The 21,500-nt window shown below is 56.4% G+C and carries 20 protein-coding genes; 9 read left to right on the top strand and 11 right to left on the bottom strand.

Translation table 11 applies throughout. From position 1 onward, the window contains the following. Nucleotides 1-120: 120 nt before the first annotated feature. On the bottom strand, nucleotides 121-2,622 hold the full coding sequence (gene copA, locus IB214_RS18285; RefSeq protein WP_117342143.1) for a copper-exporting P-type ATPase CopA: 2,502 nt from the start codon (nucleotides 2,620-2,622) through the stop codon (nucleotides 121-123). Between the two features lie 109 nt (nucleotides 2,623-2,731). Between copA and cueR the strand changes: the two genes are divergently transcribed. Then, nucleotides 2,732-3,142: a Cu(I)-responsive transcriptional regulator gene (gene cueR / locus IB214_RS18280; RefSeq protein ID WP_096758018.1), complete on the top strand. Its 411-nt coding sequence runs from the start codon at nucleotides 2,732-2,734 to the stop codon at nucleotides 3,140-3,142. On the opposite strand, the gene IB214_RS18275 is transcribed toward cueR, so the two are convergent. Genes IB214_RS18275 through IB214_RS18260 form a run of 4 tightly spaced genes read right to left on the bottom strand, consistent with a single transcriptional unit; the run spans nucleotide 3,139 to nucleotide 7,362 of the window. Further along, on the bottom strand, nucleotides 3,139-3,855 hold the full coding sequence (locus tag IB214_RS18275; RefSeq protein ID WP_117342144.1) for a DUF3142 domain-containing protein: 717 nt from the start codon (nucleotides 3,853-3,855) through the stop codon (nucleotides 3,139-3,141). The genes cueR and IB214_RS18275 overlap by 4 nt on opposite strands. Then, nucleotides 3,825-5,969 (bottom strand): hypothetical protein, encoded by a 2,145-nt coding sequence (locus tag IB214_RS18270; RefSeq protein WP_117342145.1) that lies wholly within the window; start codon nucleotides 5,967-5,969, stop codon nucleotides 3,825-3,827. The genes IB214_RS18275 and IB214_RS18270 overlap by 31 nt, the downstream gene beginning before the upstream one ends. Nucleotides 5,970-5,995: 26 nt before the next feature. Next, nucleotides 5,996-6,448, bottom strand: coding sequence for an NfeD family protein (locus tag IB214_RS18265; protein ID WP_117342146.1), 453 nt, complete (start codon nucleotides 6,446-6,448; stop codon nucleotides 5,996-5,998). Continuing rightward, nucleotides 6,445-7,362, bottom strand: coding sequence for an SPFH domain-containing protein (locus IB214_RS18260; protein WP_117342147.1), 918 nt, complete (start codon nucleotides 7,360-7,362; stop codon nucleotides 6,445-6,447). The genes IB214_RS18265 and IB214_RS18260 overlap by 4 nt, the downstream gene beginning before the upstream one ends. A 132-nt stretch (nucleotides 7,363-7,494) precedes the next feature. On the opposite strand from IB214_RS18260, the gene fetA reads away from it, so the two are divergent. Together fetA and fetB are read left to right on the top strand one after the other, a co-directional pair. Next, entirely contained in the window at nucleotides 7,495-8,172 is a 678-nt protein-coding gene (gene fetA / locus IB214_RS18255; protein WP_117342148.1) for an iron ABC transporter ATP-binding protein FetA, read from the top strand. Beyond that, nucleotides 8,159-8,938, top strand: coding sequence for an iron export ABC transporter permease subunit FetB (fetB, locus tag IB214_RS18250; protein WP_117342149.1), 780 nt, complete (start codon nucleotides 8,159-8,161; stop codon nucleotides 8,936-8,938). Before fetA ends, fetB begins: the two co-directional genes overlap by 14 nt. Nucleotides 8,939-9,043: 105 nt before the next feature. Here fetB and IB214_RS18245 read toward each other — a convergent pair whose 3' ends face one another. The 3 genes from IB214_RS18245 to tesA form a co-directional block, all read right to left on the bottom strand. Beyond that, nucleotides 9,044-9,898 carry a co-chaperone YbbN gene (locus tag IB214_RS18245; RefSeq protein WP_115259180.1) on the bottom strand — a complete coding sequence of 285 codons (855 nt, stop codon included), beginning with the start codon at nucleotides 9,896-9,898 and terminating at the stop codon, nucleotides 9,044-9,046. A gap of 59 nt (nucleotides 9,899-9,957) precedes the next feature. Continuing rightward, nucleotides 9,958-10,728 (bottom strand): SDR family oxidoreductase, encoded by a 771-nt coding sequence (locus IB214_RS18240; protein WP_096758010.1) that lies wholly within the window; start codon nucleotides 10,726-10,728, stop codon nucleotides 9,958-9,960. Between the two features lie 163 nt (nucleotides 10,729-10,891). Continuing rightward, complete coding sequence (gene tesA / locus IB214_RS18235) at nucleotides 10,892-11,506, bottom strand: multifunctional acyl-CoA thioesterase I/protease I/lysophospholipase L1 (protein ID WP_135953037.1); 615 nt, start codon at nucleotides 11,504-11,506, stop codon at nucleotides 10,892-10,894. Here tesA and ybbA point away from each other — a divergent pair. From ybbA to IB214_RS18205, 6 genes are all read left to right on the top strand, one after another. Continuing rightward, a complete protein-coding gene (gene ybbA, locus IB214_RS18230) occupies nucleotides 11,477-12,163 on the top strand; it encodes a putative ABC transporter ATP-binding protein YbbA (protein WP_117342150.1) in 687 nt (228 codons plus the stop codon). The genes tesA and ybbA overlap by 30 nt on opposite strands. Continuing rightward, nucleotides 12,160-14,574, top strand: coding sequence for a putative ABC transporter permease subunit YbbP (gene ybbP / locus IB214_RS18225; RefSeq protein ID WP_117342151.1), 2,415 nt, complete (start codon nucleotides 12,160-12,162; stop codon nucleotides 14,572-14,574). Before ybbA ends, ybbP begins: the two co-directional genes overlap by 4 nt. 190 nt (nucleotides 14,575-14,764) lie before the next feature. After that, nucleotides 14,765-15,898, top strand: a complete 1,134-nt coding sequence (locus IB214_RS18220; RefSeq protein ID WP_117342152.1) for a porin — start codon at nucleotides 14,765-14,767, stop codon at nucleotides 15,896-15,898. A 283-nt stretch (nucleotides 15,899-16,181) separates the two neighbouring features. Beyond that, entirely contained in the window at nucleotides 16,182-17,012 is an 831-nt protein-coding gene (locus IB214_RS18215; RefSeq protein WP_117342153.1) for a MetQ/NlpA family ABC transporter substrate-binding protein, read from the top strand. 62 nt (nucleotides 17,013-17,074) lie between these two features. Further along, nucleotides 17,075-18,091 (top strand): virulence-associated ABC transporter ATP-binding protein SfbB, encoded by a 1,017-nt coding sequence (gene sfbB, locus IB214_RS18210; protein WP_117342154.1) that lies wholly within the window; start codon nucleotides 17,075-17,077, stop codon nucleotides 18,089-18,091. Beyond that, nucleotides 18,084-18,743 (top strand): methionine ABC transporter permease, encoded by a 660-nt coding sequence (locus tag IB214_RS18205; RefSeq protein WP_005125237.1) that lies wholly within the window; start codon nucleotides 18,084-18,086, stop codon nucleotides 18,741-18,743. The genes sfbB and IB214_RS18205 overlap by 8 nt, the downstream gene beginning before the upstream one ends. Here IB214_RS18205 and mnmH read toward each other — a convergent pair. From mnmH to purE, 3 genes are all read right to left on the bottom strand, one after another. Continuing rightward, a complete protein-coding gene (gene mnmH / locus IB214_RS18200) occupies nucleotides 18,740-19,825 on the bottom strand; it encodes a tRNA 2-selenouridine(34) synthase MnmH (protein ID WP_117342155.1) in 1,086 nt (361 codons plus the stop codon). The genes IB214_RS18205 and mnmH overlap by 4 nt on opposite strands. A 96-nt stretch (nucleotides 19,826-19,921) precedes the next feature. Then, complete coding sequence (purK, locus tag IB214_RS18195) at nucleotides 19,922-20,989, bottom strand: 5-(carboxyamino)imidazole ribonucleotide synthase (protein ID WP_117342156.1); 1,068 nt, start codon at nucleotides 20,987-20,989, stop codon at nucleotides 19,922-19,924. Continuing rightward, nucleotides 20,986-21,495, bottom strand: coding sequence for a 5-(carboxyamino)imidazole ribonucleotide mutase (gene purE / locus IB214_RS18190; RefSeq protein ID WP_096758002.1), 510 nt, complete (start codon nucleotides 21,493-21,495; stop codon nucleotides 20,986-20,988). The genes purK and purE overlap by 4 nt, the downstream gene beginning before the upstream one ends. Nucleotides 21,496-21,500 lie beyond the last annotated feature (5 nt).

The following is a 21,500-nucleotide window of genomic DNA, read 5'->3' as shown; positions in this document are numbered from 1 at the left end:
GTGGTCCGGGAAGGTGCAATGCGTGAATCGCCGGATGGCGACGCGAAAGCGTCTTATCCGGCCTACGATATCACCTGCATTTTGTAGGCCGGATAAGCGTTAGCGTCATCCGGCACACGGTTACTCTTTGGGTTTAAAGCGCAGCAGTCGGTTCGCGTTGCTTACCACGGTGATGGAAGAGAGCGCCATCGCCGCCCCGGCCACCACTGGGTTAAGCAGGGTACCGGTAAACGGCCACAGGATCCCGGCGGCAACGGGAATACCAATGCTGTTATAGATAAATGCGCCGAGCAGATTTTGCTTCATGTTCCGCAGGGTGGCCCGCGAGATAGACAGCGCATCCGCTACGCCCATCAGGCTATGGCGCATCAGCGTAATCGCCGCGGTTTCAATGGCGACATCGCTGCCACCGCCCATGGCAATCCCTACATCAGCCTGGGCAAGTGCTGGCGCATCGTTGATCCCATCACCGACCATCGCCACCTGATGTCCCTGGCTTTGCAGGCGTTTAATCGCCTCTGCTTTTCCGTCCGGCAGAACGCCCGCGATCACCTCGTCGATGCCTGCTTCTTTGGCAATAGCGTTAGCGGTGGTTGGGTTGTCACCGGTGAGCATCACCAGACGATACCCGGCGCGGTGCAAACGCTGCAGTGCCGCCACGCTGTCGCTGCGCAGCGGGTCACGTACCGCGAGCAGTGCGGCCGCTTTGCCGTCAATCGCCAGCAGCACCGGAGTCGACCCCTGAGTGGCCTGCGCGGTGATTTCAGCTTCCATCTCTGTGGTGACCACCTGCTGTTCATGGAGCAGCGTCTGGTTGCCCAGCAGCAGCCTATGACCTTCCGCTTCACCGCTAACGCCTAAGCCGCGCAGCGTACGGAACCCATTGACCTGCGGCAGGGCCGCATCGCCGGCTTTATCCAGAATCGCGCGGGCCAGCGGGTGGCTGGAACCCTGTTCAAGGGCTGCGGCCAGACGGATGGCCTGCGCTTCATCGATATCACCGAAAGTTTTGATGGCGACAACCTGCGGTTTCCCTTCGGTCAGCGTCCCGGTTTTATCAAACACCACGGTATCAAGCGTACTGGCACGCTGCAGCGCATCGGCGTCGCGGACCAGAACACCAAACTCTGCGGCACGACCGACCCCGGAAATAATCGACATCGGTGTTGCCAGACCCAGCGCACACGGGCAGGCGATAATCAGTACGGTGGTGGCAATCACCAGCGTATAGACAATCTGCGGTGCCGGGCCAAAGAAATACCAGATTGCGGCGCTGACCAGCGCAATCACTACCACCACCGGAACGAACACCGAGGAGATGCGGTCAGCCAGCTTGCCAATCTCTGGCTTGCTGCTTTGCGCCTGACGGACCATGCGAATAATGCGCGACAGGGTGGTATGGCTGCCGACAGCGCTGGCGCGGAACAGCACGCTGCCATCCTGAACCACCGTACCGGCGTGGACGCTGTCGCCTTCGCCTTTTTGTTGTGGGATTGGCTCGCCGGTGAGCATGGCTTCATCCAGCCAGGCTTCGCCTTGGGTGATTTCACCGTCCACCGGGACGCGGTCACCGGTGGTCAGGCGCAGTAACATGCCTGCCTGAACATCAGCCAGTGGGACGTTTTTTTCGCCTTCTTCTGTTACCACGCGCGCGGTCGGTGGCGTGAGGTCGAGCAGTTTTTCCAGTGCTTTGGAGGAGCGTTGACGGGCGCGCGCCTCCAGCATATGTCCGAGGTTAATCAGACCGATAATCATCGCACTGGCTTCATAATAGAGGTGGCGTGCTTCCATCGGGAACCACTGCGGCCAGAGGTTAACGCTCATTGAATAGAGCCAGGCCACCCCGGTTCCGAGCGCCACCAGGGTATCCATGGTGGCGGTGCCGTTCATCAGGCTTTTCCATGCGCTGCGGTAAAAGTGACCGCCTGCGAAGACCATCACGGCGAGCGTCGCCAGACCGATGACCAGCCACAGGCTACGGTTATCGGCGGTGACCATCATGTTATCGCCCATCATGCCCCACACCATCACAGGTACGCCCAGCAGCAGCGCAACGGCTGCCTGCCAGCGAAAGCGTTTCATGGTGGCAACGGCCGTTTCCTGCTGGCGTTCACGACGTTTAACATCGTCTTCGATGGCTTCAGCGCCGTAGCCGGCCTTCTCTACGGCCTGGACTAATTCTTCGGCGGAAGCGCTGCCCATTACCAGCGCAGTACGCTCCGCCAGATTTACCCGTGCCTGCGTGACGCCCGGTACGTTTTGCAACGCATTTTGTACCCGGGAAACACAGCTGGCGCAGCTCATGCCGCTCAACAACAACTGTTGGCTGTCATCTTCAGCCGTCGCTACCGGAAGCTCAGAAGAGACCGCTGTCAGCGCTTCCGACGGGATTGATGACTCCGCCAGCGGTTTAGCCTTTGGGTGGCTTAACTCTGCGCCATAGCCGGCTTGTTTGATGGTTTCAATTAACGCTTCAGCGCTGGCGCTACCGGTAACGTGTGCTTCGGTAACAGTGACATCCGCTTGCTCAACGTCCGGACGTTGTTCGAGACTTTCTTTGACGCGTTTAACGCAGTGACCACAGGACAATCCGTCCAGGGTCAGGTCGATGGTTTGAGACATAACAATAATCCTCTATGATTGGTCGGTGGTTTATTGACCTTGGCAATCGTTTTGACTAACTGTTATAAAGGTTAAACCTTCCATCAAGGGGAAGGTCAAGGGGGAAGATGTGAATATATCCGATGTTGCTAAAAAAACCGGTTTAACCAGTAAAGCTATCCGCTTTTATGAAGAGAAAGGGCTGGTGACGCCGCCGCTGCGCAGCGAAAACGGATACCGCACCTATACGCAACAACATCTGAACGAACTGACGTTGCTGCGTCAGGCGCGGCAGGTTGGCTTTAACCTTGAAGAGTGCGGTGAGCTGGTAAACCTGTTTAACGATCCGGCACGCCACAGCGCGGATGTGAAAAAGCGCACCCTGGAAAAAGTGGCGGACATTGAGCGGCACATTAACGAACTCCAGGCGATGCGCACGCATTTGCTGGCGCTGGCGGACAGCTGTCCCGGCGATGACAGCGCCGAATGCCCGATCATCGATAATCTCTCCGGCTGCTGCCACCACAAAGCGAAGGCCTAAAGGCGAGGCGGTTGCAGCATAAAGACCACCGTGCCGCGATACCACGGTGATGTCTCCAACTGCGCTTCCGCCTGCACATTCCGACTACCGTGTTGTACCAGCCCGAGCTTAAACGGAATGCGTAACCGGGTGAATGCGGGCAGATACGCCTGATAATTGGCTACCGTGTGACGTCCCTGATAGCTCTGCACCACCAGTTCATCAACCGGTAGCGCATTCAGCGTGGCGACATCGCCGGTCTTGGCCCAGTCCAGCAGTCCGGTTACCCCAAGAGCGAACTCCGGCGGCAGCTGTTGGCGCAGCTGTTGCAGAAATCGGGCGTAATCAGCGAGCTGATGGGTTGCCGCGTCAAAATCAACCTGTAGACCGACCACGTGGTTGCCTGCGGCCTGCCAGCGCTGCAACAGCCGCACGATACGTGCCGGGATCGCATCCGGCACGTCGAGGGTAGTAAAACGCACGGTCAGCCAAATTGACGGAAAGGTCAGGCGGCTGACCGGCAGACCCAGACGCTGAAAAACCACCTGGCCCGAGCGGGTCAGCACTTCCCCCTGGTGCAGATACACCGTTTGCGCGTCCCGCAGCTCGTGGCTGGCTTTTACCCCGGACCATAACCAAAAGGCCTGATGTTCACGGGCAGCTACCGTTTCTGCGGCCTGAGCCTGTCCGCTCAGCAGCGCAATTACCAGTAGTATTTGAGTTTTTGCGCCCACGGGCTTCCTGGATACTGCGTCTTCAACTGTGTGTACCAGTCTTTACGCTGCGACTTGTCCACCTCTTCACCGCCGCATTCGTTATAACCTGATGGCGCATAGCACATGATGGCCCGGTACAGCGCAAAACTCTTGTCTTCGACTTCTGCGTTGGGGGAGGCGATCACCTGCTGATAATAACGCTGGCGGTCAAACTGCCCGAACGGCTCTTTGCGTGAGATGGCCGTGCCCAGCACGTCGTTACCGGCACTGTCTGCCTGCAGATCCACATGGGTTTGCGAAGTACGGAAGAATTCCCCCAGGCAGTTCAGCGCGTGGGCATCATCCGCTTTTTTGCTTAGCACAGTGACCGTTTCATCGAGGCTACGGCAGGTATAACCGGCCTGGGCGGCGTCGCCGTTCCAGTCAAAGGTACTCAGATTTACATCAGCAAACGACTCGCCAATCACCGGTGGCGTAATCGCGCCAGCCAGCTTTTTGTCATTCAACCAGTCGCTAAAACGATTCTCGGTGAGATCGCGTACCAACAATGTATGCAGGGCGATGGTGCGTTCTTCGTTGTTGGGGCCGCGAGTGGCCTGCTGGCGCAGCAGCTCTGGTGTTGCCTGTGCTTTTAGCACCTGCGAACGAAAACGCAGGTTCGTCACCACGCTGTCCGGGGCGAAAATAGACGCAATGTCGCCGCTGTAAACCAGCGTTGCCGCCAGCTTGGCCTGTACATACTGCTGCTGTTCGGGGTCCTGACTGATTTTCAGTAGCTGCTGCCAGAACGCGCGGGCGGCGGGCCACTGCTGTTGCCCCATCAGCGCTTCTCCGTACATCACCTGCTCACTGAAGGCGAGAATGTCGTGTGCGGGGAGTTTTTGCGCCGGGGTCACCGCCTGCACAATGGCCGCGTAATTGCCCGTTGCCATCCACAGATTCAGCTGTAGATCCTGCCACAGGGCGAGTTTGCCCCCCTTTTCAAACACCGGTTTGCTGGCATCAAGCTGGGCCTGCGTCAGCGTCGGTTTGTTGTCGTTGTTCAGACGCAGCGCGCGCAGCAACTCGATATAGCTGACCAGCGGCGCGTCGGGGAAGGCCTCCACCACGGGGCCTTCAAAGAATTGCATACCGAAAACATTATCGTATTCGATGACCGTTTCGCGCAGCTGCTGTGCGTCGGTTGTCTGCTGGAAGGCTTGTTCATACAGCCCAGCCAGCGGCGGCCATGCCTGCAAATACCAGTTAATCCGGCGCAGCATGCCGCGTGCGGAGTCGGCGTACAGCCCATGCGGGAAGCGTTGCAGATAAGCCTGGGCCTGAGTTTGCGCCTGGCTGGCATCCTGGCGGTTGATTTTTGCACTATCAAAATCGCCGTATTCACCGACGCTGTTCTGGCTGCTTCTGTTCAGCGCGGTGCGCATCAGCATATATTGCGCGGTTTCTGCCAGCCACGGACTACTGCTGGTGGCTAGCTGCGTGAAATCCTGTTCGGCAGTGACGTAGTCGCCTTCGTAGAAACGGGCGGCGGCGATCAGATAGGTTTTGTATTGTTGCGCAGAGGCGTCGGCAGGGATGGTGGCAAGCGAGGATGTAATTTGCTCAGCGCTCGCGCCGGACAGTAGTCCCAGGCGTGCCCGGGCTAACGCCTGGCGTTGTTCAGCTGTTAACGTAGTATCCGCCAGCAGTGCGGCAAAGAATTGGCTGACGCTGGCTGTCGTATTCGACACATGGCGGTTCTCATGCTCTGCGTCGTCGGCGTTTGTCTCTTCGACGGTAATCTGCAGTTCGGCCATCTGGCGGGCAAGCGTATCATCTTTGCTTTGCACTGGGGCGTCGGCTGGCGGCGGAGATATTTCATCCCACTGTGGATGATATGCAAAATAGTAATCGCGGGAGCGGGTAACATCCGCAGGCAGTGACTGCACTGGCAGGGTGAATGATTTTTCCTGGCTCAACAGACGCAGCAGGTTATCACGGGAGTCGTTTTCCGGGCTGAGTACCGGGATGCCTTTCAGCAGACAGCTCGCATCGCTCCATTTGCAATCTTCCATATCAAAAGAGGCGAATGCCTGTGGGGCACCCGCCAGCAAGGTACACACGGCAAAGGCGAGGGATGTCTTCCTGACCATAATCTTTATTCCTGTCATTATGTGGGTTATAAGGCTCTGATAATCAGGGTAATGCCTTCAACGGCAATCACCTCAACCTGTGTTCCTGCACTCAAATCGTCACGCGCGCTGACCGGCCAGGAGCTGTCGCCCACGCGCATATGTCCGCGCCCGTTCACCAGCGCCGTTTCCAGCACAAACCGGCGGCCGACCAGTTGCTGTCCGCGCTGGTTGAGATGGCTGTCTGCCGGTTTTTGTTCCTGCACACGCTTTGCCAACCACTTCCACCACAGCCAGGCTGCCAGCAGCGTTAAGACGGCGAACATCGCGCCCTGCCACGCCCAGTCGAGCGGCAATAGCCAGACGACCAGACCGGTGATGACTGCCGCCACACCGCTCCACAGCAGATAGCCGTTGCCGCCCAACATCTCAGCGGCCAGTAACAGACCGCCGAGGCTGAGCCAGAAGAGGTGTGGATGAACCAGAATCATCGCAATCATGATTTGTTCCGCTCGCTGGCGCTGTCCTTAATCAGTTCGCTAATACCGGCAATGGAGCCCATCAGGCTGCTGGCATCCAGCGGCATCATCACCACTTTGCTGTTATTGGACGAACCGATTTGTTGCAGCGCTTCGGTGTATCTCTGTGCCACGAAGTAGTTCACGGCTTGAATATCCCCGGCGGCAATGGCCTCAGACACCATCTGCGTTGCACGGGCTTCAGCTTCGGCGGAACGTTCGCGCGCTTCGGCCTGCAAGAACGCGGACTGGCGTTCACCTTCCGCTTTCAGGATTTTCGACTGCTTCTCACCTTCGGCCTTGACGATTTCGGCCTGGCGGATCCCTTCGGCCTCAAGAATATAGGCGCGCTTGGTTCGTTCGGCTTTCATCTGGGCGTTCATGGCGTCGATAAGCTCGGCCGGTGGGCGCACATCGCGGATTTCAATACGGGTAATTTTGATGCCCCACGGGTTGGTGGCTTCATCAACGATATGCAGCAAACGCGTATTGATGTTGTCGCGCTGGGAAAGCATTTCGTCCAGCTCCATCGAGCCGAGAACGGTACGGATGTTGGTCATCGTCAGGTTGATGATCGCCAGTTCCAGATTGCTGACTTCATACGCCGCTTTTGGCGCATCGATCACCTGAATAAAGCACACCGCATCGATGGATACGTTGGCGTTATCTTTGGAGATAACTTCCTGCGACGGAATATCGAGAACCTGCTCCATCATATTGATCTTACGACCAATCCGGTCCATGAACGGTACCACGAGGCTTAAGCCTGGCTGCAGGGTTTTGGTGTAACGACCAAAGCGTTCCACCGTCCACTGGTATCCCTGAGGGACGATTTTGACGCCTGCGCCAACAATCACCAGCGCGACAAAAATGAGAATGGGGATGAAAATGAGCATCGATAAAACCTCCTGTTACGCTGTCCTTTACTGCCTGATAAGTCAAATTATACCCGATTTATCAAGGTGGCTCCCCAATAATAAATTACAGGGATAGACTGTCTGCACGAAAGCGGTGAAAAGGGAATGATAATGGAAGAAAGCAGTATTTTGCTCCAGCTCAACGATGTCGGCTGGCAGGCGGGTAACACGAAGATTCTCAATAATATCTGTTTTAATCTCCACGCCGGGGAATTTAAGCTCATAACAGGCCCATCCGGCTGCGGTAAAAGCACATTGCTGAAGATTGTGGCCTCGTTAATTAGCCCAAGCAACGGTGAGATCCTCTTTGAGGGAAAGGAGATATCCACGCTCAAACCCGAAGCGTATCGACAGCAGGTCTCGTATTGTGCGCAAACCCCCGCATTGTTTGGCGACACCGTTTACGACAATCTCATTTTTCCGTGGCAAATTCGGCATAAACACCCACAAGAAGAGGCGTTTCTCGCCGATCTGGCGCGCTTTGAGCTGCCCGAGACGATCCTCAAAAAGGGCATCAATGAACTGTCCGGCGGTGAAAAGCAACGTGTCTCGCTCATTCGTAATTTGCAGTTTTTGCCCAAAATTCTGCTGCTCGATGAAATCACCAGCGCGCTGGATGAAACCAATAAGCGGAATGTAAATGAGCTTATACATCGCTACGTTCGCGAGAAAAATATGGCGGTGTTGTGGGTGACGCACGACAAAGATGAAATTAATCATGCGGATAATGTCATAACCCTCCAACCGCATGCCGGAAAAATGCAGGAAACACGCAATGAACGAGCATAATATTACCAATGAGTCGCTGGCATTAGCGATGATGCTGGTGGTGGTGGCTATTCTGATTAGCCATAAAGAAAAACTGGCGCTGGAAAAAGATATTCTCTGGAGCGTATGTCGGGCGGTTATCCAGCTTATTATCGTCGGCTACGTGCTGAAATATATCTTTGGCGTGAATCACAGTATTCTGACCTTATTGATGGTGCTGTTTATCTGTCTTAACGCCGCCTATAACGCGCAAAAACGCAGTAAATATATCGGCAACGCCTTTATCTCGTCGTTTATTGCAATAACGGCAGGGGCCGGACTGACGCTGGCGGTACTGGTGCTGTCAGGCTCCATTGCGTTCACGCCGATGCAGGTGATCCCGATTTCCGGCATGATTGCGGGCAACGCGATGGTGGCGGTCGGGCTGTGTTATAACAATCTGGGCCAGCGATTTAACAGCGAACAGCAGCAAATTCAGGAAAAGTTGAGTCTCGGCGCCACGCCGAAGATTGCCTCCGCGCCGTTAATTCGCGACAGTATTCGTGCGTCGTTGATCCCAACCATTGATTCCGCGAAAACCGTCGGTCTGGTGAGCTTGCCGGGGATGATGTCTGGGTTAATCTTTGCCGGTATCGATCCGGTAAAAGCGATCAAATATCAGATTATGGTGACCTTCATGCTGCTTTCTACCGCCAGCCTGTCGACCATTATCGCCTGCTATTTAACCTATCGGAAGTTCTATAATTCGCGTCACCAATTAGTCGTAACGCATCTGAAGAAGACGTAATGTGAAGCCGGATGGCGGCTACCGCCTTATCCGGCCTACGGGATCGGTATTTGTAGAATTTGTAGGCCCGATAGGCGCAAGCGCCATCGGGCAACATCACGCGGATTAGTACAACAACGCGTACAGCTGACGACGATACTTCGACGCCAGCGCATCGCCGGTGCCCAATGCGGCGAGGATCTCCTGGAAGGTCTTACGCGCCTGGCCGTCAGCGGCAGCAAGATCTTTTCTCAGGTGGCTGAACAGCAGCTCCAGCGCTTCTTCGTTACGTCCGACCTGATGCAGTTGGATCGCCAGTTGGGTGGCCAGTGCGGCATCCTGCGGGTTGTCTGCTACCTGCTGCTGCAACAGTTGGATTTCCGGCGTGTCCGCTGCCTGCTTCAGCAGTTCAATTTGGGCGACCAGACCCTGATAGCGGGTGTCCTGATCCTGTAACGGAATGGTTTTCAGCACCGCTTCGGCATCGTCGGAGCGGTTCAGGGCGATTTGCGTTTCTGCCAGCAGCAGGCCAATTTCGCTGCTCTGGTTGGACATCTGCCAGGCTTCTTTCAGCAGCGGCAGTGCGTCAGCGTGGTTGCCAGCTTCAATGAATTCGATGGCCTGGCGTGCTTTCAGCTCTTCTTCACTTGGCAGGACTTTCTCGAGCAGCGCACGGATCACCTCTTCCGGCTGCGGACCCTGGAAACCGTCCACCGGCTGACCGTTCTGGAACAGATACACCGTTGGGATGGCGCGCAGGCCAAACTGCGAGGCGATCATCTGCTCGGCGTCGCAGTCCAGCTTGGCGAGAATAAACTGACCGTTGTACTGCGCGACCAGGCTTTCCAGCACCGGCGTCAATTGCTGACAGTGCTGGCTGCGTTCAGACCAGAAATAGAACAGGACCGGCGTGGTCATCGACAGTTCAAGGGTCTGCTGCAGGTTAGATTCGTTAATATTGACAATATTTTGTACGGACATGGAGTCACTCTCTATTCGTCGATTTGTTTTTACATGGGGGCAGACGCGCTGGCTTCAACTCAGCCCTGTAAAATTTTGTCCATTACGCGACCTGGCAACAGGCGCTTCAACAGCATGACTGCCCAGGTCACCAGGGTGACGGGGTAGCGCAGTTTCGGTTTATCGCTCTCAAAAGCATGACGCACTTTGGCGACCACAGCCTCAGGTCCTAACGTAAACCGTGCGGCAATACCGGGGTTTTCTACCGGGGAATCGCTCTGTGTCTGGTTAACGTTCTCAGTGAAACGGGTGCGGATAGGGCCGGGTTCAATCAAGCTGACTTTGATGCCGCTGTGGCGTAACTCCATACGCAGCGCATCGGACCAGGCTTCCAGCGCGTATTTGCTGGCGGCATAGGCCCCACGTCCCGGCGTGGAGATCAGGCCCATCACCGATGACGTCATCACAATACGCCCTTCGCCGTGGGGCAACATGGCGGGCAGCAGGCGCATGGTCAACTGATGCGCACCAAAGAAGTTGGCGGAAAACTGCTGTTCCATCTGCTCACGGCTGATGGTCGGCAGCGGGCCATACACGCCGAATCCGGCGTTATTAAAGATCCCATACAAACGATTATCGGTCAGGGCGATCACCTCATCGGCTGCGCGATCCACGCTTTCTGTAGAGTCCAGATCCAGCAAGATGCCGGTGAATCCCATACCGTTCATGCGTGCGACATCGTCGGGTTTGCGGCAGCCTGCCAGAATTTGAAAACCCTGGCGCTTTAGCTCAAGCGCGCTTTCCAGGCCGATTCCACTGGAACATCCTGTTATTAAGACCGATTTTTGCATAACTTTACCTGTCAGGATCTCCGTTGTTTTACGAGTCGTGATTTACTATATCCGTCATACTTCAAGTTGTCTGTGCGTTGGCTACGCTCGCTCACCCCAGTCACATAGTTATCTATGCTCCTGGGAACTCTCTCACTTGCCGCCTTCATACAACTCGAATTATTTAGGATAGAAAAGGTGTGAGTTGTTTCACCATCCAGTCGGCGATAAACGGCTGGGCGTCACGATTAGGGTGGATACCATCATCCTGCATCCATTGGGGTTTCAGATAGACCTCTTCCATAAAAAAGGGCAGCAGAGGAATATCAAACTCGCTGGCGAGCTTTGGATAAACTGCGCTAAAGGTTTCATTATAACGGCGACCGTAGTTGGCTGGCAGACGAATTTGCATCAGCAGCGGTTCGGCCTTTGCCGCTTTGACGTCGTGTAAAATTTTACGCAAGGTTTGTTCAGTTTGCGCAGGTGAAAACCCGCGCAAGCCGTCATTGCCGCCCAGTTCTACCAGCACCCAGCGTGGCTGGTGTTGTTGCAGTAATGCGGGCAGACGCGCCAGGCCCTGTTGTGAGGTGTCGCCACTAATGCTGGCATTCACCACCGATGTTTTGTTTTGCCATTTATCATGCAGCAGCGCTGGCCACGCTGCGCTGGCCGACATTCGGTATCCGGCACTCAGGCTGTCACCCAGAATTAATAACGTGTCCGCCGCGGCGGCGCGGAAAGTTAACAGAACCAGGAACAGGAAGGGCAAATGCCAGCGGAAAACATTGTTGAAGTTCATCATCTTAAGAAATCCGTCGGTCAGGGTGATCAGGAGCTATCCATCCTTACCGGAGTTGAACTGGTTGTCAAACGCGCCGAGACCATTGCGCTGATTGGTGAGTCGGGTTCGGGGAAATCCACGCTGCTGGCGATCCTCGCCGGGCTGGACGATGGCACAAGCGGCGAAGTCAGCCTGGTCGGGCAACCGTTGCACAGTATGGACGAAGAAGCCCGGGCGCAGCTGCGCGCGCAGCATGTCGGCTTTGTCTTTCAGTCCTTCATGCTCATTCCGACCCTCAACGCACTCGAGAACGTCGAACTACCCGCGTTATTGCGCGGGGAAAACAGTGGCAGCAGTCAGGCTGGAGCCAAAGCTTTGCTGGAGCAATTGGGGTTAGGCAAACGCCTTGACCACCTTCCGGCCCAGCTGTCCGGCGGGGAGCAGCAGCGTGTGGCGCTGGCGCGGGCGTTTAACGGACGCCCGGACGTGCTGTTTGCCGATGAGCCGACGGGCAACCTCGACCGGCAAACTGGAAACAAAATTGCCGATCTGCTGTTCTCTCTCAACCGTGAACACGGCACCACCCTGATTCTGGTCACGCATGACCCGCAGCTGGCGGCGCGCTGCGACCGGCGTTTACGTCTGGTCAACGGGCTGCTACAGGAGGAGGCATGATTGCACGCTGGTTCTGGCGCGAATGGCGCTCGCCCTCATTATTAATTGTCTGGCTGGCGCTCAGCCTGGCGGTGGCCTGCGTGCTGGCGCTGGGGAATATCAGCGACCGCATGGAAAAAGGGCTGAGTCAGCAAAGCCGCGAATTTATGGCGGGCGACCGGGCGCTGCAAAGCTCGCGGGACGTGCCGAAAGCCTGGATTGACGAGGCGCGACAGCGCGGCCTGAAGGTGGGCGAACAGCTGACCTTCGCCACCATGACCTTTGCCGCCGATACTCCGCAACTGGCGAACGTCAAAGCGGTGGATGACGTGTACCCCCTGTATGGCGCGCTGCAAACCAACCCGCCAGGGCTGAAACCGCAGCCCGGTTCGGTGCTGCTGGCCCCGCGTCTGATGGCGCTGCTCAATTTGAAAATCGGTGATGCCATTGATGTCGGGGACGCCACGCTGCGTATTGCTGGCGAGGTGGTACAGGAGCCGGATTCCGGGTTTAACCCGTTTCAGATAGCACCGCGTCTGATGATGAATCTTGCCGATGTCGAAAAAACCGGGGCCGTCCAGCCTGGAAGCCGTGTGACCTGGCGTTATAAATTTGGCGGCACGCCGCAGCAGTTGGAAGATTATGAAAAGTGGCTGTTGCCGCAGTTAAAACCGGAGCAGCGTTGGTACGGGCTGGAACAAGATGAAGGCGCGTTGGGGAAATCTCTCGAACGCTCGCAACAGTTCCTGCTGCTGTCGGCACTGTTAACGTTGCTGCTGGCGGTTGCCGCCGTTGCCGTGGCGATGAATCATTACTGCCGCAGCCGCTACGATCTGGTGGCGATACTAAAAACGCTCGGCGCGGGCAGGGCGCAGCTACGCAAGCTGATTGTCGGCCAGTGGCTGATGGTGTTGGCGTTGTCCGGTATCACCGGCGGGGCGTGTGGTCTGCTGTTTGAACGCATACTGGTGCTGCTGCTCAGGCCCGTTTTACCGGGTGAATTGCCGCCTGCCAGCCTGTGGCCGTGGCTGTGGGCGTTCGGCACCATGACCGTCATTTCACTGCTGGTCGGGCTGCGTCCCTATCGTCTGCTGCTGGCCACGCAGCCGCTGCGGGTGCTGCGCCGCGACGTGGTGGCCAACGTCTGGCCGCTGAAGATCTATTTGCCCGTGGCGACGATCGTGGTGGTTGCGCTGCTGGCCGGGCTGATGGGCGGAAGCATGCTACTGTGGGCGGTGCTGGCCGGTGCGGTGGTGCTGGCGCTGTTGTGCGGCGTGCTGGGCTGGATGCTGCTCAACCTGCTGCGCGGCCTGACGCTCACCTCGCTGCCGCTGCGTCTGGCGGTCAGTCGTTTACTGCGCCAGCCGTGGTCAACGCTGAGTCAGCTGTCGGCCTTTTCGCTCTCTTTTATGCTACTGGCGCTGTTGCTGGTGTTACGGGGCGATCTGCTCGACCGCTGGCAGCAGCAAATGCCGCCGGAAAGCCCGAACTACTTCCTCATCAATATTGCCACTGAACAAGTGGGGCCGCTGAAGGCGTTCCTGTCCGAGCATCAGGTGATCCCTGAGTCGTTCTACCCGATTGTGCGGGCGCGTCTGACCGCCATCAATGACAAGGCAACCGAAGGTAATCAGGATGAGTCGCTCAACCGCGAACTGAACCTGACCTGGCAGGATACCCGTCCGGATCATAACCCGTTAACCGCCGGAAGTTGGCCGCCAAAAGCAGGTGAAGTGTCGATGGAAGAAGGGCTGGCGAAGCGACTGAACGTCAAACTTGGCGATCGCGTGACCTTTATGGGTGACACCCAGGATTTCAGCGCTACGGTCAGTAGCCTGCGTAAGGTGGACTGGGAAAGCCTGCGGCCTAACTTCTTCTTTATCTTCCCGCAGGGCGCGTTGGACGGGCAGCCGCAAAGTTGGCTGACCAGCTTCCGTTGGGAAAATGGCAACGGCATGCTGACGCAGCTTAACCGCGAGTTTCCGACCATCAGCCTGCTGGATATTGGCGCGATCCTCAAACAGGTTGGCCAGGTGCTTGAACAGGTCAGCCGGGCGCTGGAGGTGATGGTGGTGCTGGTTACCGCTTGTGGCATGCTGCTGCTGCTGGCTCAGGTGCAGGTCGGCATGCGTCAGCGGCATCAGGAACTGGTGGTCTGGCGGACGCTGGGGGCGGGCAAGAAATTGCTGCGCACCACGCTTTGGTGCGAGTTCGCCATGCTGGGGATGGTCTCCGGGCTGGTTGCGGCCATTGGCGCAGAAACCGCGCTGGCGGTTCTGCAAACCCGCGTGTTTGATTTCCCGTGGGAGCCTGACTGGCGGCTGTGGGTCATCTTACCGGTTTGCGGGGCGTTGCTGCTCTCATTATGCGGTGGGTGGCTCGGCGCACGTCTGCTAAAAGGCAAGGCCCTGTTTCGTCAGTTTAACAATTAATTCATTTTAGTGATGATTACGCACCGGTTTTTACACCGGTGCGTATTTTTCGGTTATCCCGCACAAATTGATAACTCCTTGATATTTAACCGCACGGAACAATAAAAACCCGCCAACACGCGAGTATTAATAAACGTTAATATTTGCGTGCTGAATAATTGGCAGGCTATCTATCAAGGTAAAACAATCCATGACTATAAAAAAAACAGCGCTGGCGGTATCGATCGGCGCAGCAGTGGCATTAACGACGTTCGCCGCCCAGGCGGAAATCACCGTCCTGAAACAAGATCCGCAGGCGGGTAATCCGCTGAGCCGTCTTAACTTCACCGTCGGTGGCAGTATCCGTCCCCAGTTCCAGAACATGGCGGGCGACGATGGCAAGAATGGCTACAAGCGTAACGGTTTCGATGGCGGTACCCGTTTCCGCTTTGCCGCAGACTACTATCTGTTTGATGACATCAGTTGGGTGAGCTACTACGAACTGGGCGTTAACTTCCCGGCGATGTTCGACTGGGATAATCACCATGCAGACGGCGCCAACGACACCACGCGTCGTATGTTGTACACCGGGCTGAAGAGCGCGACTTGGGGTACGCTGACCTTCGGTCAACAGAACAGCATTTACTATGATGTGGTCGGTGCGAAAACAGATATCTGGGACTACGACATGATCGGTCAGGCACCAGGTAACGGGATTAATGGCGACTACGATGGTTCATATCGTACGCGTAAATCACTGAAGTATAAGAAAACCGTGGGCGATGTAGATCTCTATGCCTCTTATCTTTTCAGCGATGATTACAACCCGAACAACGGTCTGCGCTACAAACGTAAAGGCGGCGGCTCGCTGGGGGCCGATTACCACATTACCGACGACTTAACCTGGGGTACGGCGTGGAACTACACCCGTGCGGAAATGCGCGGCAATGGCAGCAAAACGTACGATCAGAACATCGTGGGTACTGCGCTGAGCTGGAAACCGGACAACTGGACCTTCTCCCTGGGGGGCGGCTGGTATCAAAACTTCATGACCACCAAGAAAGTGTCGGTTAACGACTATTTTGCCGGTGACGCGTGGGGTCTGGAATATTTTGCCGGTTACACTTTCCCGGTTGGCCAGTATGCACTGAAATCCGTTCAGCCTTACTTTATGGGCGATCGTATTGAATACGTGAATGGCCGTAACTACCTGCGCACCGACAACGGCGTGGGGATCAGCTTCCAGCTGGACTACGGCTTCCGTGTAGATTACGAACATGTCTTTACCTCCAGCACCGACAACCTGGGCGACATGAACCTGGTGCGTCTGCGTTACGATTTCTAATCGAACACCTGCCAAACGGAATGCCCGATGCACGTGTGCTATCGGGCCTACGAGAGCAGCGTAATCGAGTTATTTGTAGGCCGGATAAGGTGCTTGTGCCGCCATCCGGCTTTTTTCATGCCTTCCCCTTCAATTACACACTCTGCAATATCATGAAATAATTTCAAGGACAGCAGGTTGTGATCTGTGTCATGTTAACAATCAGCCTGTTAGGCAGGTCAACAACAACAACGCCGCATGAACGGCGTGAGATACCACATCACAACGTTAAAATGGAGAGATTATGGGATTGCGCCACAATTTACGCATCGCGACCGGAGCATTATTACTGGCCTGCGGCTTACAGTTTGCTCACGCCAATAGCGATCCACAGACTATCGTTTTCGGCGTCGCGCCGGGTCCGTATGGTGACATGGTAAAACAGGCTATTGCCCCGACGCTGAAAGAAAAGGGCTACAAGGTGGTGGTGCGCGAATTCAGCGACTACGTCCAGCCCAATATGGCGCTTTCCAACGGTAGCATTGACGCCAACCTGTTCCAGCACTCGCTGTACTTTGACAAATTCACTGCCGACAAAGGCCTGAAGCTGAGCAAATTGATTGTGGTCCCGACGGCCGGAATGGGGTTCTACTCACATAAAATCAAAAGCCTAGATGAGCTGAAGAAAGGGGACGTGATTACGCTTTCCAACGACCCTACCAACCTGGCTCGCGGGCTGCGCTTCCTGCAATCCATCGATTTGATCACCATTAAAGATAATATCGATCCCACTAAAGCTTCCGAGCGTGATATCGCCAGCAACCCGAAAGGGCTGATTTTCAAACCGCTGGAAGCTGCGCAGTTGCCGCGTACGCTCGACGGTGTGACCGGCGCGTTGGTCAACGGTAACTTCGCCGTTGCCGCAAAACTGGATCTCGCAAGTGCGTTGAAGCAAGAGAATCTGGATGAAAACCTGAAAAACATCATCGCGGTACGCAGTGAAGATGCGGATAAACCGTTCGCTAAAGACATTGTTGAGGCGGTGAAATCACCGGCTTATCGCGCGGTGATTGACGATCCGAAAAATATTTACAGCGCCTTCCAGAAACCGGAATGGATGTCGGCAGCCCAGTAATCGCTGCGCCAATGGGTTAACAGGGCAGCGATGACTGCCCTTTTCGCATTTCTGAGGTGGCTATGATTGAGATAGAGAAGGTTTGCGTGGACTTTACCGCAGGCCGTGGGCCGTCAACCCGCGCGGTGGATGACGTCAGCCTGCGGATCGGCGCAGGCGAGATATTCGGTATTGTTGGGACCAGCGGCGCGGGAAAAAGTACCCTGCTGCGTACCCTGAACGCCTTAACGCGCCCGAGCGAGGGAAGCGTAAAAGTGAATGGCGTGGAAATCTCCGCGCTTGAGGGACGTCAATTACGCAAGGCGCGTCAGCGTATCGGCATGATCTTCCAGCACTTTAACCTGATGCATACCCGCACCGTGGCGCAAAATGTGGCCTTCAGCCTGAAGGCTGCAGGCTGGGAGGGCAGTAAAATTGCCCCACGCGTGACGGAGATCCTGGCCCTGGTGGGACTGTCTGATAAGGCCAACCGTTATCCGGTGCAGCTCAGCGGCGGGCAAAAGCAGCGTGTGGGTATTGCCCGTGCGATTGCCAACCACCCGGATGTGCTGCTCTGCGATGAACCGACTTCGGCGCTGGATCTGGAAACCTCCGCTACCATTCTGGCACTGCTCAAGCAGATCAACGCCCAACTGGGGATCACGATCGTCCTGATCACCCACGAGATGAACGTGATCAAATCTATCTGCGATCGCGTGGCGGTGATGTCCGGTGGCAAGGTGGTGGAGTCCGGCGAGGTGTTTGATGTTTTTGCCCATCCGCAGCACGCGTTTACCCAACAGCTGGTATCACACACGCTCAACCTGACGCTACCGGATCGCCTGCGGCAACATTTGCCGGGGCAGCTGTTAAAAATTCTGTTTATTGGCGATTCGGCAGAACAGCCGGTGCTGTCCGAGGTGGCGGTGAAATTTGGCGTGGCGGTGAATATCCTGCACGGCAAAATTGAATATATTGGCGAGCGGGCGCTGGGGATATTGGTGGTGCAACTGACCGCGCCGCATAATCCTGCGGCGGTCGATGTCGCCGTGGAGCACATTCGTCAACGTACCGCACAGGTGGAGGTGATTCGTGGATGATTTATTGCCGGATTTGACGCTGGCGTTCAATGAAACCTTCCAGATGCTGAGCATCTCAACGGTGCTGGCAATTGTTGGCGGCCTGCCGCTGGGTTTTTTAATCTTCGTAACCGACCGTCATTTATTCTGGCAGAACCGTTTTGTGTATCTGCTCAGCTCCGTGCTGGTGAATATCATCCGTTCGGTGCCGTTTGTGATCCTGCTGGTGCTGCTGCTGCCGTTAACTCAGTTTCTGCTCGGCAATACCATCGGGCCGATTGCGGCGTCGGTACCGCTGTCGGTAGCGGCGATTGCATTTTATGCCCGACTGGTGGACAGCGCCCTGCGCGAGGTCGATAAAGGCATTATTGAAGCGGCGGAGGCCTTTGGCGCCAGCCCGATGCGCATCATTTGTACGGTGCTGTTACCGGAAGCCAGTGCCGGCCTGCTGCGTGGGTTGACGATAACGCTGGTCAGCCTGATCGGCTATTCCGCGATGGCCGGGATTGTTGGTGGCGGCGGCGTTGGTGACCTGGCGATTCGCTTCGGTTATTACCGCTACGAAACCCAGGTCATGATCGTCACCGTGGTGGCGCTGATTATTCTGGTACAGGTTGTTCAGGTGCTGGGCGACTGGCTGGCGAAACGCGCGGATAAGCGCGACCGGCATTAATGCGTCTGAACCCAGTCATTCACCTCCTGCCATGTGCCGCGAAAGACAATTTTCGCGGCTTTCTTCTCTAACTGGTAACGATACATCGGATCGTAATATTCGTTGAGTAACGGCACCAGCCAGCCCATGTGACCGTCGGTGCTGCCGCTGGCCTGTTGCTCGTTCAACGCGACGTCGAGCAGCTCGGTCAGTTCCGCAAAACGTTGTAACCCTAAACGACGGCGGATGGCGAACAGACCGTGGTGCAGGTATTCGCTGTATTCCTGCCAGCCCTGGGTTTCCCCGTACGCTTGGGTGAAATCGTGGTGCATGCGGACAAAATACTCTTCACGCAGCCGCTCAAGGCGCAGTTCAAAGGGATCGTCAACCACCGCAATAGAGGCCTGGCTCATGCGCTCGCGCAAGCACTCGGGCAAATGATTGGCGCCAATCATGCGGCCTTCATCTTCCAGCACCCAGCGATGCAGGTCCTGACGGCTGTCGGTTTTCAGCATCTCGACCGCCAGCAGGTTTTCAAAACTGGCCTGGCTCAGTTGGGGCTCAACCGTGCGACCAAAAGAAGAGCCGCGATGGTGCGCCAGACCTTCGAGATCCACGCCGTTTGGCTGCAATTGCACCAACTGCGTTTTACCGCTGCCGGTACAGCCACCAATTAAGACTATTGGTTTTTGCACCAACTCTTCGGTTATTTGTATCGCGGCCTGACGCAGGGCTTTATAACCGCCGCTGACCAGTGGGTAGTCAATGCCGGATTCACGCAGCCATTGCTGCACAATGTGTGAACGCTGACCGCCGCGTGCGCAGCATAAAATTCCCTCAGGGTGTTGGCGACAGGCCGCTTGCCAGGCATTCATTCGCTGCTGGCGGGTGTCGCCGCTCACAAGCTGATGTCCCAGTGCCAGCGCAGCGTCCGGTCCCTGACGTTTGTAACAGGTCCCGACCGCGGCACGTTCGTCATCGTTCATCAGGGGAAGGTTGATTGCACCCGGCATCGCGCCTTGTTGAAACTCAACGGGGGCGCGTACATCGATTAAGGGCGTACCGGCGAGCAGAATCGCGCGATAGTCCGTTCCATCGTTCATGTTCAATCCTGAAAATACAAAACAGCAATGGAGGGGATTTTACGCGCCAGAGGAGGGGCCGGGGAAGGACAAATTCCATTCCCCGGCATTAATGGCTTATTTCAGTTTGGACTGTGCCCAGATAATGCCGCTGGCATATTCCGGCGGTAGCAGGGGAATCAGCGCTTCCAGCGTGGCGCTCAGGCGAGCGGTATCGCCATCGGTCAGGTTCAGGTGACCGACCTTACGACCTGCGCGCACCTCTTTGTCATACCAGTGCAGATGCACCAGTGGCAGTTTCAGCCAGTCATAATTCAGGTCGCTGCCAATTAAATTCACCATCACTGACGGACTGTTCACCACCGGCACAGGTAACGGCAGGTCGGTAATGGCGCGCAGGTGAAGTTCAAATTGGCTGATGCTGGCGCCGTTCTGTGTCCAGTGTCCGCTGTTGTGTACGCGCGGGGCCAGTTCGTTGATCAGCAAGCCTTCCGGGGTGATAAAACACTCCATCGCCATTACGCCAACATAGCCCAGCTCGTGCATGATGGCAGACAGCATCGCCTCGGCCTGATCCTGCTGTTTGGCATTGGCCTGCGGGAACGCGACGCTGGTGCGCAGAATGCCGTCCTGATGCAGGTTATGAGTCAGTGGATAGAAGACGGTGCTGCCGTCGTGGGCGCGGGCGCCAACCAGCGATACTTCGCCGGAGAAGTTAATACCCTGCTCGACGATACACTCGCCGTAGCAGTCATCCGGCAGTTGTTCTGTTTCGTGGGCGCGTAAACGCCACTGCCCGCGACCGTCGTAGCCGCCGACGCGGCATTTGACGATCGCCAGCTCTCCCAGCGTTTCAAATACCGCAGACCATTCGCTTTTGTCTGCCAACAGCTGCCACGGCGCGGTAGCCAGCTTCAGTTTGTCAAATAGCTGCTTTTGCGTCAGACGGTCGGCAATAATCGGGAAAATATCACGGTTGACGAACGCCGGATGGCGCGCCAGTTCGCGGGTTAGTGCAGTTTCCGGCCAGCGTTCAATCTCGGCGGTAATCACGCTTTGCTGAAAGGGAACGGCAGCGGGTTCGGCATCCAGCCCGACGGGCCAGACCGCAATCCCCAGCGGCTCACCGGCCTGGCGCAACATGCGTCCTAGCTGACCGTTGCCGAGTACGCAAACCTGCTTCATGCCGCACCTCGCGGGTCCGGGTTCTCCAGTACTTCGTCGGTCTGTGCTTTACGCCAGTCATGCAGACGCTGATGCAGTTCTTTATCGTGTGTCGCCAGAATTTGTGCCGCCAGCAGGGCCGCATTCGCCGCGCCCGCTTTACCTATCGCCAGTGTGCCCACCGGAATACCGCGCGGCATCTGCACGATGGAGTACAGGCTGTCTACGCCGCTCAGCGCTGCGCTTTGCACCGGAACACCTAATACCGGTACCAGCGTTTTGGCGGCAATCATACCGGGCAGATGTGCTGCACCGCCTGCGCCTGCAATAATCACCTGATAGCCGTTCTCTTCAGCACTTTCGGCGAAGCTAAACAGTCTGTCGGGGGTGCGGTGGGCAGAGACCACTTCAACGTGGTGCGGGACATTCAGGATTTCGAAGATTTCGGCGGCGAACTGCATGGTAGCCCAGTCGCTTTTGGACCCCATCACGATGGCGACTCGCGCCGGATTATTGCGGGAAGACATGCGTC

It is taken from the genome of Citrobacter sp. C1 (genome assembly GCF_014596895.2).
Lineage (GTDB): Bacteria > Pseudomonadota > Gammaproteobacteria > Enterobacterales > Enterobacteriaceae > Citrobacter > Citrobacter gillenii.
This window is presented reverse-complemented; position numbering and strand designations above follow the sequence as displayed.

What these genes read in the sequence shown, in the direction of transcription:
- copA (WP_117342143.1), bottom strand. Translation starts at nt 2,622, where the DNA reads ATGTCTCAAACCATCGACCTGACCCTGGACGGATTGTCCTGTGGTCAC.
- IB214_RS18270 (WP_117342145.1), bottom strand. Translation starts at nt 5,969, where the DNA reads ATGGTCAGGAAGACATCCCTCGCCTTTGCCGTGTGTACCTTGCTGGCG.
- IB214_RS18265 (WP_117342146.1), bottom strand. Translation starts at nt 6,448, where the DNA reads ATGATTGCGATGATTCTGGTTCATCCACACCTCTTCTGGCTCAGCCTC.
- IB214_RS18260 (WP_117342147.1), bottom strand. Translation starts at nt 7,362, where the DNA reads ATGCTCATTTTCATCCCCATTCTCATTTTTGTCGCGCTGGTGATTGTT.
- fetA (WP_117342148.1), top strand. Translation starts at nt 7,495, where the DNA reads ATGGAAGAAAGCAGTATTTTGCTCCAGCTCAACGATGTCGGCTGGCAG.
- fetB (WP_117342149.1), top strand. Translation starts at nt 8,159, where the DNA reads ATGAACGAGCATAATATTACCAATGAGTCGCTGGCATTAGCGATGATG.
- IB214_RS18245 (WP_115259180.1), bottom strand. Translation starts at nt 9,898, where the DNA reads ATGTCCGTACAAAATATTGTCAATATTAACGAATCTAACCTGCAGCAG.
- IB214_RS18240 (WP_096758010.1), bottom strand. Translation starts at nt 10,728, where the DNA reads ATGCAAAAATCGGTCTTAATAACAGGATGTTCCAGTGGAATCGGCCTG.
- ybbA (WP_117342150.1), top strand. Translation starts at nt 11,477, where the DNA reads ATGCCAGCGGAAAACATTGTTGAAGTTCATCATCTTAAGAAATCCGTC.
- tesA (WP_135953037.1), bottom strand. Translation starts at nt 11,506, where the DNA reads ATGAACTTCAACAATGTTTTCCGCTGGCATTTGCCCTTCCTGTTCCTG.
- ybbP (WP_117342151.1), top strand. Translation starts at nt 12,160, where the DNA reads ATGATTGCACGCTGGTTCTGGCGCGAATGGCGCTCGCCCTCATTATTA.
- IB214_RS18220 (WP_117342152.1), top strand. Translation starts at nt 14,765, where the DNA reads ATGACTATAAAAAAAACAGCGCTGGCGGTATCGATCGGCGCAGCAGTG.
- IB214_RS18215 (WP_117342153.1), top strand. Translation starts at nt 16,182, where the DNA reads ATGGGATTGCGCCACAATTTACGCATCGCGACCGGAGCATTATTACTG.
- sfbB (WP_117342154.1), top strand. Translation starts at nt 17,075, where the DNA reads ATGATTGAGATAGAGAAGGTTTGCGTGGACTTTACCGCAGGCCGTGGG.
- mnmH (WP_117342155.1), bottom strand. Translation starts at nt 19,825, where the DNA reads ATGAACGATGGAACGGACTATCGCGCGATTCTGCTCGCCGGTACGCCC.
- purK (WP_117342156.1), bottom strand. Translation starts at nt 20,989, where the DNA reads ATGAAGCAGGTTTGCGTACTCGGCAACGGTCAGCTAGGACGCATGTTG.
- purE (WP_096758002.1), bottom strand. Translation starts at nt 21,495, where the DNA reads ATGTCTTCCCGCAATAATCCGGCGCGAGTCGCCATCGTGATGGGGTCC.